This window comes from Brevibacillus aydinogluensis (assembly GCF_961514395.1).
GTDB lineage: Bacteria > Bacillota > Bacilli > Brevibacillales > Brevibacillaceae > Brevibacillus > Brevibacillus aydinogluensis.
Genome location: NZ_OY569118.1, coordinates 3,143,391 through 3,157,683 on the forward strand (window position 1 = coordinate 3,143,391; position 14,293 = coordinate 3,157,683).

Genomic DNA, 14,293 nt, shown 5'->3' on the forward strand with positions numbered 1-14,293 from the left:
ATTATTTCCAATAAAAAAAACGCCCGCGGTCAAAGGCGTTTTAAGGAAATGGCTTCCCGTATATGCTGGATGTTCTCGATCGTTTGCGCTTCCCGGCGAAGCGAGACCGCCACGTACAACAGGTCGATCAGGAAAAGCTGGGCCAGGCGGGCGGAGAGCGCTTCCGTGCGGAACAACGTTTCCCGCGAAGTTGTATACAGACAGCAGTCCGCCAGTTTTACCAACGGCGATTTTCCGTAACTGGTGATGCCGATCGTTTTCGCTCCCGCGTCCTTGGCCACGTGCAGCGCTTTCAAAATGTCCTTGTTCGAACCGGAGTGGGAAATCCCCACCGCCACATCCCCTTCCCGCAGGAGGGAAGCCGACATCACCTGGTAGTGTGCATCGGAGTGATGAATACAGGGAATCCCGGTGCGCATGAACTTGTGATAGGCGTCCTGGGCGATGGCAGCCGATCCGCCAGATCCGTAGAATTCAATGCGTTTGGCACCCGCCAGCCAGTCAATAATAGTGGACAGTACGTCGCGGTTGAGTATGTGCAGCGTATCGCGCAGCGTCTCCATGTTTGCGGCAAAAATGTTGCCGGCAATCGACAGCACGTCTTCATCGTCCAGGTTGATTTCCTGGTAAATCACCTGCTTGGGGTTGGTTACTTCGCTAGCCAGCGCAATCTTGAACGCCTGGAATCCGCGAAAGCCCAATCGCCGGCAGAGGCGAAAAACAGTCGCATCAGCGCATTCGCACAGCTCGGACAACTCGGTAATGGACAAATGGACAATGTCGCTCGCATGCTCCAGGATGTAGCGGGCCACCTGCTGTTCTTTGCTGCTGAGCTGCGAATAAACGGCACGCAGTTTGGCGAGCACGCTTTCAGAAACACGCGGTGTGGAATCAGGCAACGACATGCACCTCCCAATCGTGCCTTTCTGGTTCACTAACATTCTCGTTCACATTATAGGCAATGTCCGGGTCGAAGTCATTTTGAAAAAAATTTTCTTCATTTATGATGAAACGCGAATATTTTTGTCATATAATACAGCTAGGTTAGATTCTGCAAGTTTGACAACCTGGACACCTGGAGAACCTGGATAAGGAGTGTTTCGATCACAATGCAATTAGCGATGATTGGATTAGGCAAAATGGGATACAATCTCACCCTGAACTTGCTCTCGCACGGGCATGAGGTCGTCGCCTATGACGTCGACCCCGCACCTGCCGCTGAACTGAGCAAGCACGGAGCGATTCCGGCCGCTTCGGTCGAAGAGGCGGTCGCGAAACTGTCTGCGCCGCGTGTCGTGTGGCTGATGGTGCCCGCAGGAGACATCGTGGACAAGCTGATTGACCAACTGTCCGGCCTGCTGTCCCCCGGCGACATCGTGATTGACGGCGGAAATTCCAACTACAAGCAGTCGGTTGAGCGTTATCACAAGCTTAAGCAAAAGGACATCCACTTCCTCGACGTCGGCACAAGCGGCGGCATGGAAGGGGCGCGGCACGGCGCCTGCATGATGATCGGCGGGGACAAGGAGGCGTTTGCCCATATCGAACCGATGGTAAAGGATATCACTGTTGAAAACGGCTACCTGTACGCAGGGGAAGCAGGCAGCGGACACTTCCTGAAAATGGTGCACAACGGCATCGAGTACGGCATGATGCAGGCGATCGGCGAAGGCTTTGAGGTGCTGGAGAAGAGCGGCTACACGTTTGACTACGCCGAAGTGGCGCGCGTCTGGGCCAACGGCTCCGTCATCCGCGGCTGGCTGATGGATCTGACCGAGCGGGCCTTCCGCAAAGACGCGAAGCTGGACAGCATTCGCGGCGTCATGCACTCCTCCGGCGAAGGCAAATGGACGCTGGAGACGGCACTGGACCTGCAAGTGGCAACGCCAGTGATCGCGATGTCCCTTTTGATGCGCTACCGCTCGCTGGAGGAAGACACCTTCCACGGCAAAGTGGTGGCTGCCCTGCGAAACGAATTTGGCGGACACGCCGTAGAAACGAAATAGAAAACAGCCAGGCCCGAGGCAGCACCTCGGGCCTGTTTGCATGGTTTCGCCGGCTGGCCTTATGTTCTCTTTTCCCCGCCCTTTTTTTTCGTTCGCGCATTGGGCGGCTTGATCAGGTCAGCCAGCGCATCAGGGAGAGAACGCTCGCCGTTTTTTCCGTTTAATTCTTCTGCTCCGATTGGACCGCGATGCCGTTGCGGATCAGCAGCGCGGCCGTCACGCCCACTCCGGCCTTTTTATTGCCGGAGAACGTCCCGTCATAGACAAACGAACTGCCGCAGGAGGGACTGTTTTCCTTCAGCACGGCGGACGTGGCCCCCACCGCCTGCGCCAGTTTGAGCGCCTGCCTGGCCCCGGCGAGAAACGCGTCCGTCACGTCGCGGCCGTTCCGGTCGATTACCCGGGCCTTCCCGTCCAGGACGTCAAAACCGTCGCCGCCGACGATCTCCGCCGGCGTGCGCGGCGTCGGCAGACCGCCCATCTGCTCGGGACAGACGGGAATGGCCTTTCCTTCCTTGAACAGCGTCTCGGTTTCCGCGTCCAGACAGGCGCGCTGGTCATATCGGCACTGACAGCCAATCAGACAGGCACTGACGATTTTCACTGTCACCAGTTCCTTTCCTCATTTCGGTACCAGGGACCAGGGTTGTCCACACCGCAAACATCCTCCAGGCCGAATCGGCCTTTTGCGATTGGGGATTCACCGGATTACAGCCGGCGCAGCTTGACGCTCTGGACCATGTGATCCGCCCCTTTTTCCAAGATCAGTCGGGCGCGTCCCCGCGTCGGCAGGATGTTTTTCCGCAGGTTGATGCCGTTGATCTCCATCCAGATGCTCGTGGCCACCTCTGTCGCCTCTTCGTCGGTCAGGCTGGCATAGCGGCGGAAGTAAGAGGCCGGGTTGGAGAAGGCCGTCTCGCGCAGCAGCTTGAACCGCTCCACGTACCACTTCATGATGTCCTCTTCACGCGCGTCGACGTAAATGGAGAAGTCGAAAAAGTCGGAGACGAAGACTTCCGTGACGCGGCGCTGTTTTTCGTCGATCGGCGTCTGCAGGACATTTAGCCCCTCCACGATCAAGATATCCGGTTCGCGGACCACTTGCCACTCGCCGGGCACGATGTCGTACACCAGATGGGAGTAGACAGGGGCAGCCACTTCCGGCACGCCGGACTTGACGTCGGACAGAAACGACACCAGCCGCTTCGTGTTGTAGCTTTCCGGAAACCCTTTGCGTTTCATCAGGCCGCGCTCTTCGAGGACGCGGTTGGGGTAGAGAAAACCGTCCGTGGTCACCAGGTCCACTTTGGGATGATTGGGCCAACGGGATAAAAGCGTTTGCAAAATGCGGGCGGTTGTGCTCTTGCCGACTGCGACGCTGCCGGCGATGCCGATGATAAACGGAACCTTTTTGTCCTGATTGCCGAGGAATGTATGCGTTGCATGATACAGTTCCTGGGTGGCCCCCACATACAGGTTCAACAGCCGGGAGAGCGGCAGGTAGATGTCCGCCACTTCCGACAGGGAGAGCTTTTCGTTCAACCCCTGCAGACAGGCCAATTCTTCGTCTGATATGGTAAGCGGCGTGGAAGCCCGCAGTCCTCTCCACTGCTCGCGACTGAATGTGATGTAAGGAGATGCCATGGGAACCGTACATCCTTTCTCGTTCTTGTCCATTAGATGTTCCACAATAGTGTACCACCTGCGGCCGCTTTTTGGGAACACGTGAGGTGCGTCTCTCGGCAAGAAAGGTGCATACCATTCCTGGCCTGATGGAGAACATGGGCGTCACCATTTGTTTGGCGAAAAAAATCCCCCCTTTGGCCTTAATGGTCAAGACCCCATTTTGTAGACACTTAAAAAACCCCCGGCCGTTAGGCCGCATGCTGACGCCTGTACTCGACTGGCGTCAGCTTATTTAATTTGATTTGCAAACGCTCTTCATTATAAAAACGAATGTACTCCTCAATTCGTCTTTGCGCTTCATCCAGACTTCGAATATCATAAGGATAGAGAGCTTCTGCCTTTAAGTGCGAGAAGAAACTCTCCATAGGGGAATTGTCTAAACAATTGCCCCTTCGCGACATGCTGATTCGGGCGTCAACCTTTTGCAGCATGTCGTGGTATGCGTGGGACGTGTACTGGGAGCCTTGATCGCTGTGTACGATCAGTCCAGTCACGTCCTTATGCTTTTCAAATGCTTTCCGAAACGTCTCCAGGACAAGGGCATTGTCATTGTGTAAGCTCACATGGTGCGCCACGATTTCGTTGTGAAACAAGTCTTTAATCGCTGATAAGAAGATACGTTGATCTCCTACACGAAACTGGGTAACATCGGTGACCCACTTCTGGTTTGGTTTCTCGGCTGTGAAGTCACGCTTCAACAGATTTTCGGCAACACGACCATCAGATTCAGCCGCTCGATACGTGCTCCGATACGCTCGCTTGCCACGAATAATGGCTTTCAGCCCAAGAATTTGCATGAGTCGTAACACCTTCTTATGATTCACAACCTTGCCGTATTGACGAAAGAGTTCCGCTTGAATTCTTCGATACCCATATATTCCTTTTCGTTCATCATAGATGGTTTGAATCTGCTGTTTCAGTTCTCCGTCTCTATCCCACTCCTTCTGTGCAAGATACCGATAATACCCACTCCTCGATACACCAAGAAGTTTGGAGAGTTCGGTAATCGGGTACAACGCTGCGACATTCTCCATCACACGATACTTTTTTCTTACACCTCCCGCATCCAGATTTCCAAACACTTTTTTAGAATTTCGTTCTCCCGTTTCAATTTTTTCACATGTCGATCTTGATCGATGTACGCTGTACGTCGTCCACGCTGATCCAAAAGACCGAACTCCCCAAGTTGTTTGTATTTCCGCATCCACTTTTTTACTCGATCCTTATCCTGGATTTCTAAATGCTCAGTGATCTGTCTGTATGTCCACTTCTCCTCTACATGCAATCGTATTGCCTCCATTTTCAACGACAAAGGATAATGCTTGAACTTTTGACCTTTGATAGCCATAAAAAATTCACCCCTTAAAGTAACATCGGTTTTCCCAAGGGGTTTTTCCAATGTCTACTTTAAGGGGTGCACTCTACTTATCGCAGCCCAGGGGGATTTTTCACGGCCGCCTGCCGAGATACGCCTGCAGCATCCAGACGTGTTTTTGCAGGCTGGTGCTGATCTCAAGGAACATGTCGCTGGTCGCCTGGTCATTTGCCTGTTCGGCGATGGACATTCCCTCCTCCAACTCGCGGATGAGCTGCCGGAAGTCGGCGACTACCGCCTGAACCATTTGTTCCGCAGTCTCCCCTCCCGCCACTTCGCGCAGGGTCGACTGCTCCAGACAGGCTTTCATCGTCGAGACCGGCTGTCCGCCGATTGCCAGCAGCCGTTCCGCCAGTTCATCCACGTAGCCGGCCGCCTCGTTGTACAGTTCTTCAAACTTTTGGTGGAGCGTGTAAAAGTGGGGTCCTGTCACATACCAGTGGTAGTGGTGCAATTTTATGTACAGGACGCTCCAGTTGGCAACCTGTTTGTTCAACACGTCTGTCAGGGAAGGGCTTTTCACTCCTGTCACAGCAGTGCTCATTCGGCGTCACTTCATCCTTTCCTCGCATGAAGATGCTACAGAACGATGTTAGTATTACGCTGGGAACTGCTGTTTATTCCGCCGGTGATGCTGCGGCCTGACGCCGCCAACATCTCCCCGTCCCTGACAGCAATCCGGCCTTCCGCGAGTACGCCTGATTGGCCCCTTTACCGGACGACCGCCTCTTCGACGATCAGCCGGCAGCCTGTCGCGTCAAGATACGCCTGCACGCCAAACGGCAGGGCGGCGTTGTTTTCGCCGTGGCCTGCCTGCAGATTCCAGATCATCGGCTTTTGATACGGCGCGATCATGTTGGAAATGACGTCGAGGACGGTGAAGCTGTCCTGTTTTTTCGACGTGCAGTTGTTCCACGTGCCGAGGATGATCCCGGCGCACTCCGCAAACGTGCCGGCCAGCGCCAACTGGGTCAGCATGCGGTCCACCCGGTACGGCTCCTCGTCCACATCCTCCAGGAAGAGCAGCTTGCCTTTTGCATCCACCTGATAGGGCGTGCCCGCCAGCGCCGCCACCAGCGAGAGATTGCCGCCGACGATCTCGCCGCACGCTTCTCCTTCCACCAGGCAGACGATCTCCTCCCCCGGCGGGTTGACGATCTCGCCCAGCGGCTCGGTGCTGGTCATGGCGCGCAGCAGACATTCCCGCGTATACGCGTTGGTCCCGCTGAGCAGTCCGGGCGATGCGTTGGGACCGTGCAGGGTCGCCAATCCCGCCTCCTGCCGGAGCGCCGTGTGCAGCGCGGTGATGTCGCTGTACCCGATGAACAGTTTCGGGTTTTGCGCAATCATGTCGTAATCGAGAAGATGCAGGATTTGCGGCGAACCGTAGCCACCGCGCAAAGCCATCACGGCGTCGACGTCGGGATCGGCAAACATCTCGTTCAGTTCGGCTGCCCGTTGTTCGGGCGTTCCCGCCAGATAGCCGCCATAGCTGTCATAGCAGGTTCTTCCCAGTACCACCTTGAATCCCAACGCTTCCAGCTCAGCTTTGGCCTTGTGTACGCTGTCGATTGTTTTCGGAGGACTTGCCGGGGCGATGATCCCGATCGTATCCCCTGGTTTCAGTGCGTGTCCCTTGTTCATCCGGAATTCTCCTCACTGATTGATACTTTTGGTCCGCCCTGCCGTACCCCTGACCGCCATTTTTTGAAAAGTGCGTCACACCAGCACGTACCGGTTGGTCGGCCGGCCGACGCCGCCGTATGCCACGTCCCGTTTCACCCGTCCGCTCTTTTCCAGGTATTCAAGGTAGCGGCGCGCCGTCACGCGGGCGATACCGACCCGCTCTGCCACCTCTTCCGCCGACAGCGGCTGCTTTTCCTGGCGCAGATGGCGGACAATCTGCTCCAGCGTGTGCATGTGCAGCCCTTTCGGCGGCGTCTCCAGCTCCCGGGGGCTTTTCGCGGCGGAGCGGAACAACAGCTGGTCCACCTCCGCCTGGGAGACGGTGCCCTCCTGCTCCAACTGCTGGCGAAACGCCCGGTAGTTTTCCAACGCCTGCTGAATGCGCTCAAACTTGAACGGCTTGATGATGTAATCCATCACGCCGTTGCGGAGCATTGCCTGGATCGTCGGTTTGTCCTTGGCCGCCGTGATCACGATCACGTCCACCGCCTGATTGGCTGTGCGCAGTTTCTGCAGGGTGCGCACGCCGTCCAGCACGGGCATGAAAATGTCCATGATCACCAGGTCAGGCTTCAATTGTTCCACCAAGGCGAGTCCTTCCGCTCCGTTGGAGGCCGCGCCGACCACGCGGAAAGACGACACCCGTTCGATAAACTGCCTGTTCACTTCCTGCACCATCGGGTCGTCCTCGATGACGACCACGCGAAATGGGTCGCCCATCTACGCTTCCGCCTCCTTCATCGGAAAGGTAATCAAAAAGCTCGTGCCTTCGCCCGGCTGCGACTGGCAGCTCAGTTCGCCTCGCCCCTTCGCCACCAGCTGCTGCACCAGGTAGAGGCCCAGGCCGCGGTTCTTCCCCGCCTTGGTGGAGAAGCCGCGCTCCAGCATCCGCCGCCGTGTCTCGTTATCCATGCCGATGCCGTTGTCTTCCACCAGGATGGAGCAGATGTCATCATCCTGTTCGATGCTGACGTAGACTTCCTTGTCGTGTTTGTCCGTCTGCTCCAGAGCGTCAAACGCGTTTTCGATCAGATTGCCGAGGATCAGCACGAAATTGTGGTGATCCATGTACGGCGGGAAGCGCTCCAGATTGCTGCGCCGGTCGATGACGAGGCGAATGCCCAGTTCCTTGCCCCTGCTCACCTTGCCCAAAAGCAGGCCGGAAACGCTTTCATCCGTGATTTTGGCCGAGAGAAATGCAGTCAGCTCTTCCTGCTGTTCGCTGATTTCAAACAGGTACTGCAGCGCCTTCTCTTTCTGATTCAACTGCAAAAGTCCTGCGATTGTGTGCAGCTTGTTCATGTACTCGTGGTTTTGCACGCGGAGCGCGTCGACGAATGCCTTTACGCCGGTCAGCTCTTCCGCCATCCGCGCCACTTCGGTCCGGTCCTGGAAAATGGCCAGCGCCCCGACGACTTTCCCGTCGGTCCTGATCAGAAAGCGGTTGGACCAGATCAGCGCCCCTCCGACGTGCAGTTCGTGGTCGTAAAAGTTTTGCTGCTTCTCCAGCACTTCCGGCAGCGCGGTATCGGGAATCACCTCGCGGATCGGTCTGCCCAGCACGTCGTCTTCGATGTTGAAAATCTGTTTGGCCTTGTCGTTGACGATGGTGATCCGCTCCTGCGTGTCGATCGCGATCACGCCCTCGCGCATGGCGTGAAACGTGGCGGTGCGCTCCACCAGCATGCGGGCCAGTTCTTCCGGCTCCAGGTTGAGCATCTGCCGTTTCATGTGGCGGGCGAGCCGGTACGAACCCCAGATGCCAAACAGCAGGGAGAGAAAAAACGTGATCGCGATGTTTTCCCGCTGGTCGTAGAGGATCTGCGGGATGCTCGGCAGCAGATGGCCCACCATGACCACGCCCACCTGCTGGTGATCGGTGTTCATGATCGGCACGTAGGCCCGCAGCGCCGTTCCCAGCTCCCCCCGCACCTTGCGGATGTAGGTGTGCTCGGCAAACGCCTCCTCCGCGTCTTTGCCGAGAAAGACGGTGCCGATGCGCTCGTCCAGCGGATCGGAATAGCGGACCCTGTTCATGTCCATGACCACCACGTACGTCACGTCGTTGACAATGCGAATCCGCCGTGCCGTCGGAGCGATGGTCCGCCAGCCGTCCGGTTCCTGGATGCTTTTCTGGATGAGCGGGATTTCCGCCACTGTCCGCGCCGTGGTCATCAGCCGCTGTCCCAACTCCGCCTCGGTCAGGCGAATGATGCTGCCCACGATGATGATGCCGCCGATCAAGAGGGAAAAAAGCACGATGCCGACTGACAGCAGCATGATTTTCCACTTAATTTTCAGACGCTTGAACAGGAGTGTTCTTCCTTTCCGGTAGGTTTGCCTGCTACCATATATTTTGGTACAGTACGTGAAGCAAATCAACCGATGGTAAAGCAGGTGTCGGCCCGTGAGATCAATCGCAAGCATTGTCGCGTTCGTCCTGTTGGGCCTGCTCAGCGCCGTGATTATCGGCTTTCGCAGCGACCTGCCGTTTGCATCGCTGGGATACGACGAGGAGCAGGAAGGGCTGAGCGAGCGCATTATCATCAAGTTCAGCCATGTGGTGGCGGAAAATACGCCGAAGGGTCTGGCCGTGGATCGTTTTTCCCAACTGGTCAAGGAAAAGTCCAATGGCCGGGTGGAAGTGCAGGTATTTCCCAACGGTATCCTCCACTCCGACCAGACGGAGATGGATGCGCTGCGGCGCGGCGACATCCAGATGATTGCTCCCGCCTTTTCCAATCTGGCCAACCGGATTCCGGCGTGGTCGGTGCTGGACCTGCCCTACGTGTTTCGCGATCAGCAGGATGTTGAGCAGGCGTTTCACGGGAAGATCGGCGGGATGCTGTTTGAGACGCTGGAGCCGCTGAACATGAAGGGACTGGCCTTTTGGAGCAACGGCTTCAAGCAGATGACCAGCAACAAACCGATCCGCACGCCGCAGGACTTCGCCGGCCAGCGCTTCCGGATCATTCAAAGCCCCGTGCTGGAAGCGCAGTTTCGCACGCTGGGGGCGACAGCCCAGGGGGCTCCGTTCAATGACGTCTACCGCAAGCTGGCGAACAACGAGGTGGACGGCCAGGAAAACACCATCTCCAACATCTACAGCAAGCGTCTCTACCAGGTGCAGAAATACATGACGGTCAGCAACCACGGCTATCTGGGATATGCCGTGATCATCAACAAATCGTTCTGGGAGAAGCTTCCCCCCGACGTACAGCGCGTGCTGACCGAGGCGTTGGAGGAGGCGACGGCCTACAGCGACCAAATCGCCGTCTCCATGAACGAGCAGCAGTGGAAGCAGTTGACCAAAGAGAGCAGCATGGAAATCCACGTGCTGACACCACAGGAGCAGGCCGTCTGGAGGGAGGCGCTGCAGCCGGTGTACAAATCATTTGCCCCGATGATCGGTTCGGCGTTAATGGACGAGATCAGCAAACTGCACAGGCAGCAGTAAACACGTTCGTTCCATCTCCCTGGCCCCGAGGAAATGCGTCTTCCCCGACAAAAAAGACAGGCCAAAACGGGGAAAGCACCGTCTTGGACTGTCTTCATGCACTCTCTTCACAGCGTCAGGCCAGGCGGCAGCTGGCTGCGTGGTTATTCCTGTTTCGTCGGCTGGACCGCTGTTCGCGTGGCGACAGGCTCGGCGCCGTCCGTTTCGCCGGACTCCACGTAGTGTTTGAGCATCGCCAGCTTGTTCTCCCAAAACCGCTCGTAATACGCAAGCCACTGCTTCACTGCGAGCAGCGGTTCCGGATCAAGCCGGTAGCGCGTCTCCCTGCCGACTTTCCTCCCTTTGACCAGGCCGGCTTCGGCCAAAATGCGCAGGTGTTTGGAAACGGCCGTCCGGCTCATCGGAAAGTGTCCGCTGATCACGGTGACCGGCAATTCCTGATCCCCCAGCAATTTCAGCAGCTGGCGGCGCGTGGGATCGGCAATTGCCTGAAAGACGTCATGTCTGGACGGCGCCGCAGCCATGTCAGCCCTCGACATACTTACCCAGTTTTTGGATAATGCCGGTCCAGCCCTGATTCATGCGGTCGCGCACGATCGTGTGCGGTTCGCCGAATTCCGTGACAGTATCGGGATTCCAGCCGGAGTGGATCAGCGTAAACTCCGTTTTCCCGCCGAGGTCTTTCAGTTCAAACGTAATGATCCAGTCTTTCCCCCAGTGAAACGACAGACGGTTGGGAGGGTCCACTTCCGTCACCTTGCAGGGGGACATGCCGAACGGACCGGCATTTATGTGAAACTCGTGACCGACCACTGGTTGAAAGTCGTTTGGCATGAACCATGCGGCCAGACCTTCCGCCGTGGCAACGGCTTCCCACACTTTCTGGATCGGTGCATGGAACACCTGGGTGTGTCGAATGTCCGGAATGGTTTGCGGGGTTTTGTTCTCCATCGTCGTACCTCCTGATATGTGTGCTTCCCTTTTTCCTGGGGCAAACCCGAGCGGAACTCTTGTACGCAATACGAAACCAAATGGTTTCCTTTTTTGATTTTATGACACCTTTTGGTTTCATGTCAATCATAGGACCGAGATGGCTCCGATTGGTTGTTTCGCCCCGTTCACTTATATCTTGCTCGTTCCCCCGCTTTTACAGTCCCCGATTCGACAGCGCAGCGGCCCGGAGTTCAGTAGAGCAAAAGAGACGCTCTGCAGCGACCAGTCCACCTAGTTGTACGACTTCTCAAAAATCATAGTATTCCTGTATACTTAATCGTATATATGTTGGACGCGGCCCGATTGTTAATGGTCGGTGAATGACGCAATTTTGAGAGAGGTGACAGCCACGATGTATGAACTGTTAAAAGAAGTGGGACGCGGCAAACGCGGCGCAAAAGACCTGACGTACGAACAGGCAACGATAGCGGCAGAGATGTTTCTCAACGGCAGCGCGACACCCGCACAGATGGGCGCGTTTCTGATGGCGGAGCGGATCAAATCGGAGTCGCTGGACGAATTGGCGGCGTTTGTGGAGGTGTTACGCCGGACCATGTCGCCCGTCTCGTTTCCGGACAGTCTCGATTGCGCCGGCCCCTACGACGGGCGGCGAAAATCGTTTATGGCCACGCTGCCTGCCGCCTTTGTACTGGCCGCTTGCGGGCAGCGGGTCACTCTGCACGGCAGTCCATCGCTGCCGCCCAAGTGGGGCATCACGCTGACGGACGTGTTAAAGACCGCAGGCGTATCCGTGGATGCCGCCGACAGGCAGGCGCTTTTGTCGGCTGCCGAGCGCAGCGGCGTCCTGATTGTCCCCACGGAAACGTGGTGTCCCGCGCTGCACAAGCTGCGCCCCCTGCGGCTGGAGCTCGGCGTCCGCACCCTGTTCAACACGGTGGAAAAGCTGCTGCGGCCAGCCGACTCTCCGTCCATGGCCATCGGCATCTTCCACGGCACGGTATTTGAAAAAGTGGCGGAACTGCTGCTCCGTCTCGGAGTGGAACGGGGAATCGTCGTGCAGGGCATGGAAGGCTCCGAAGACGTGTCCGCCGCCAAACCGAGCCGCGCCTTGATCGTGGAAAACGGCAGCTGTCGTCCCTTCGTCGTCGATCCGGCCTCGCTCGGCTTGCAGGCGGAAGCGCCGGATACCGACTGGACGCCGGAACTGCAGCGGCAGACGGCGGAAGCGGTGCTGAACGGAACAGCCGAACCTGCCTACCGCAACATGGTGCTCCTAAACAGTGCCCTGCGGCTGTGGATCACCGGGCGCGTCCCGAACTTGGATGAAGGTGTGGCCGCGGCCCGCCAGGCGCTAGATTCCCGAGAGGCTTGGGACCGGTACAGACAGTGGCTGGATGCAGCCGCACCATCCGCAGCACCCGCCGCTTCCGCTCGCGATGCAGGCCATATCGGCACCTGATGTCGAAAAAATTCCCCGCACCCATACAGCCCTTGGCTTGCCGGATTGGCGGGTCAAGGGTATTTTGCTTGTCTCCGCTCCCCGCAAGCTCTGTGACCAAAAAGACCAAAACAACCAATATGACCGTATCATTTCCAATATTCCAGCAATTCTTTAGAATGCAAGTACAGAGAATGTAAAGCGCTTTCATTGTGCGTAAAGGGGAGGGGACTTATGCGTATTTTTAAAAACCTGACCGTGCAGGTCGTGATCGCCATTATCCTCGGTATTCTCGTCGGCCAGTTTGCGCCCAAGTTCGGTGCTGAACTGAAAGTGTTGGCGGACGTATTCGTCAAGTTGATCAAAATGGTCATCCCGCCGATCGTCTTCTTCACCGTCGTCAACGGCATCGCCGGCATGGGCGACATGAAGAAGGTGGGAAAAATCGGCGGCAAGGCGCTGATTTATTTTGAAATCGTTACCACAATCGCGCTGGCCATCGGCCTGGTCGTGGTCAACATCATCAAGCCGGGCGTCGGCTTTGACAAGACCGGCCTTAGCGGCGCTGACATCTCCAAGTACACGAAAGCGGCTGAGGAGACCAGTCACGGCTTTATCGACTTCCTCGTCGGAATCATTCCGGACAACGTGGTCAACGCCATGGCCAAAGGCGAACTGCTGCCCATCCTGTTCTTCGCCGTCCTGTTCGGCCTGTCGCTCGCAGCCATGGGCTCCGCCGCCCAACCGGTGATCAACCTGTTTGACAAGCTGGCGCACGGATTCTTCGGCGTCGTCAACATGATCATGAGAGTCTCCCCGCTCGCGGCATTCGGAGCGATGGCCTACACCATCGGCACCTTTGGCCTCGACTCCCTGAAACGACTGGGCCTCTTGATGGGGTCGGTCTACATCACGATGTTTTTGTTCATCGTCGTGGTGCTGGGGCTGATTGCCCGCTTCTTCAACTTTAACATTTTCTCGTTTATCAAATACATTCGCGAAGAAATCCTGCTGGTGTTGGGCACTTCGTCGTCCGAATCGGCGCTGCCCCGCATGATGGAGCGTCTGGAAAAATACGGCTGTTCCAAATCGGTTGTCGGTCTGGTCGTGCCCACCGGATATTCGTTCAACCTGGACGGCACGTCCATTTACCTCTCCATGGCCGCTCTGTTCATCGCGCAGGCATACGGCGTCGACCTGTCCGTCTGGCAGCAGCTGACCCTGCTCGGCATTTTGATGCTCACGTCCAAAGGGGCAGCCGGCGTCACCGGCTCCGGTTTCATCACCCTGGCGGCAACGCTGGCCGCGTTCCCGATGATCCCGGTCGAGGGCATCGCGCTCCTGCTCGGTGTCGACCGCTTTATGTCGGAAGCCCGTGCCATCACCAACCTGATCGGCAACGGCGTGGCTGCGGTGGTCATCGCCAAGCACGAGAACGAGTTTCATCCGCCTGCCCTGTCGGACGAAAAATCGCCGGCCATTTCGGCATAACGGGCGCCACTGCGTTCAATCAGCACTGAAACCTCCCGTTTTCGGGAGGTTTCAGACTGAAGACAAACGGTTCATTGAGTTAGCGTCCACAAAAAATGATTTCCAGGCCGAAAGGCGTGCCTATTCATCAACCAAAGCGAAAAGACAATGGGCATCGCATGGCGGGATGGGCCAAGCGAGCTCCTTTGACGACCGACTCA

The 14,293-nt window shown here is 56.9% G+C and carries 15 protein-coding genes; 4 read left to right on the forward strand and 11 right to left on the reverse strand.

Annotation, left to right across the window (positions count from 1 at the left end):
- Nucleotides 1-29 precede the first annotated feature (29 nt).
- On the reverse strand, nucleotides 30-899 hold the full coding sequence (locus tag Q7F15_RS15375; protein ID WP_249178935.1) for a MurR/RpiR family transcriptional regulator: 870 nt from the start codon (nucleotides 897-899) through the stop codon (nucleotides 30-32).
- Nucleotides 900-1,109: 210 nt separating this feature from the next.
- Here Q7F15_RS15375 and gnd point away from each other — a divergent pair, with 210 nt between their 5' ends.
- Nucleotides 1,110-2,006: a phosphogluconate dehydrogenase (NAD(+)-dependent, decarboxylating) gene (gnd, locus tag Q7F15_RS15380; protein ID WP_171565798.1), complete on the forward strand. Its 897-nt coding sequence runs from the start codon at nucleotides 1,110-1,112 to the stop codon at nucleotides 2,004-2,006.
- 160 nt (nucleotides 2,007-2,166) lie between these two features.
- On the opposite strand, the gene Q7F15_RS15385 is transcribed toward gnd, so the two are convergent.
- From Q7F15_RS15385 to Q7F15_RS15420, 8 genes are all read right to left on the reverse strand, one after another.
- Complete coding sequence (locus Q7F15_RS15385; protein ID WP_304415542.1) at nucleotides 2,167-2,610, reverse strand: 2-thiouracil desulfurase family protein; 444 nt, start codon at nucleotides 2,608-2,610, stop codon at nucleotides 2,167-2,169.
- A 104-nt stretch (nucleotides 2,611-2,714) separates the two neighbouring features.
- On the reverse strand, nucleotides 2,715-3,650 hold the full coding sequence (coaA, locus tag Q7F15_RS15390) for a type I pantothenate kinase (RefSeq protein WP_171565799.1): 936 nt from the start codon (nucleotides 3,648-3,650) through the stop codon (nucleotides 2,715-2,717).
- A gap of 230 nt (nucleotides 3,651-3,880) precedes the next feature.
- Entirely contained in the window at nucleotides 3,881-4,726 is an 846-nt protein-coding gene (locus Q7F15_RS15395; RefSeq protein WP_230076700.1) for an IS3 family transposase, read from the reverse strand.
- A gap of 17 nt (nucleotides 4,727-4,743) precedes the next feature.
- Entirely contained in the window at nucleotides 4,744-5,040 is a 297-nt protein-coding gene (locus Q7F15_RS15400; RefSeq protein ID WP_230076701.1) for a helix-turn-helix domain-containing protein, read from the reverse strand.
- Nucleotides 5,041-5,140: 100 nt separating this feature from the next.
- Nucleotides 5,141-5,611 (reverse strand): Dps family protein, encoded by a 471-nt coding sequence (locus Q7F15_RS15405; protein WP_304414573.1) that lies wholly within the window; start codon nucleotides 5,609-5,611, stop codon nucleotides 5,141-5,143.
- Nucleotides 5,612-5,778: 167 nt separating this feature from the next.
- Entirely contained in the window at nucleotides 5,779-6,711 is a 933-nt protein-coding gene (locus tag Q7F15_RS15410; protein WP_212132304.1) for a S66 peptidase family protein, read from the reverse strand.
- 75 nt (nucleotides 6,712-6,786) lie between these two features.
- Nucleotides 6,787-7,473, reverse strand: coding sequence for a response regulator (locus Q7F15_RS15415; RefSeq protein WP_304414574.1), 687 nt, complete (start codon nucleotides 7,471-7,473; stop codon nucleotides 6,787-6,789).
- Complete coding sequence (locus tag Q7F15_RS15420) at nucleotides 7,474-9,033, reverse strand: ATP-binding protein (protein ID WP_304414575.1); 1,560 nt, start codon at nucleotides 9,031-9,033, stop codon at nucleotides 7,474-7,476. It abuts the gene before it with no gap.
- 127 nt (nucleotides 9,034-9,160) lie between these two features.
- Here Q7F15_RS15420 and Q7F15_RS15425 point away from each other — a divergent pair, with 127 nt between their 5' ends.
- Nucleotides 9,161-10,210, forward strand: a complete 1,050-nt coding sequence (locus tag Q7F15_RS15425; RefSeq protein ID WP_304414576.1) for a DctP family TRAP transporter solute-binding subunit — start codon at nucleotides 9,161-9,163, stop codon at nucleotides 10,208-10,210.
- Between the two features lie 143 nt (nucleotides 10,211-10,353).
- Here the strand turns inward: Q7F15_RS15425 and Q7F15_RS15430 are convergent, their stop codons facing one another.
- Nucleotides 10,354-10,734: an ArsR/SmtB family transcription factor gene (locus tag Q7F15_RS15430; RefSeq protein WP_171565805.1), complete on the reverse strand. Its 381-nt coding sequence runs from the start codon at nucleotides 10,732-10,734 to the stop codon at nucleotides 10,354-10,356.
- 1 nt (nucleotide 10,735) lies between these two features.
- The gene (locus Q7F15_RS15435) at nucleotides 10,736-11,161 is read right to left on the reverse strand and encodes an SRPBCC family protein (RefSeq protein ID WP_171565806.1); all 426 of its coding nucleotides are present in this window, start codon (nucleotides 11,159-11,161) and stop codon (nucleotides 10,736-10,738) included.
- A gap of 394 nt (nucleotides 11,162-11,555) precedes the next feature.
- Between Q7F15_RS15435 and Q7F15_RS15440 the strand changes: the two genes are divergently transcribed.
- Together Q7F15_RS15440 and Q7F15_RS15445 are read left to right on the forward strand one after the other, a co-directional pair.
- Nucleotides 11,556-12,623 carry an anthranilate phosphoribosyltransferase gene (locus Q7F15_RS15440; protein WP_230076613.1) on the forward strand — a complete coding sequence of 356 codons (1,068 nt, stop codon included), beginning with the start codon at nucleotides 11,556-11,558 and terminating at the stop codon, nucleotides 12,621-12,623.
- 213 nt (nucleotides 12,624-12,836) lie between these two features.
- Complete coding sequence (locus Q7F15_RS15445; RefSeq protein ID WP_171565808.1) at nucleotides 12,837-14,093, forward strand: dicarboxylate/amino acid:cation symporter; 1,257 nt, start codon at nucleotides 12,837-12,839, stop codon at nucleotides 14,091-14,093.
- Nucleotides 14,094-14,293: the final 200 nt, after the last annotated feature.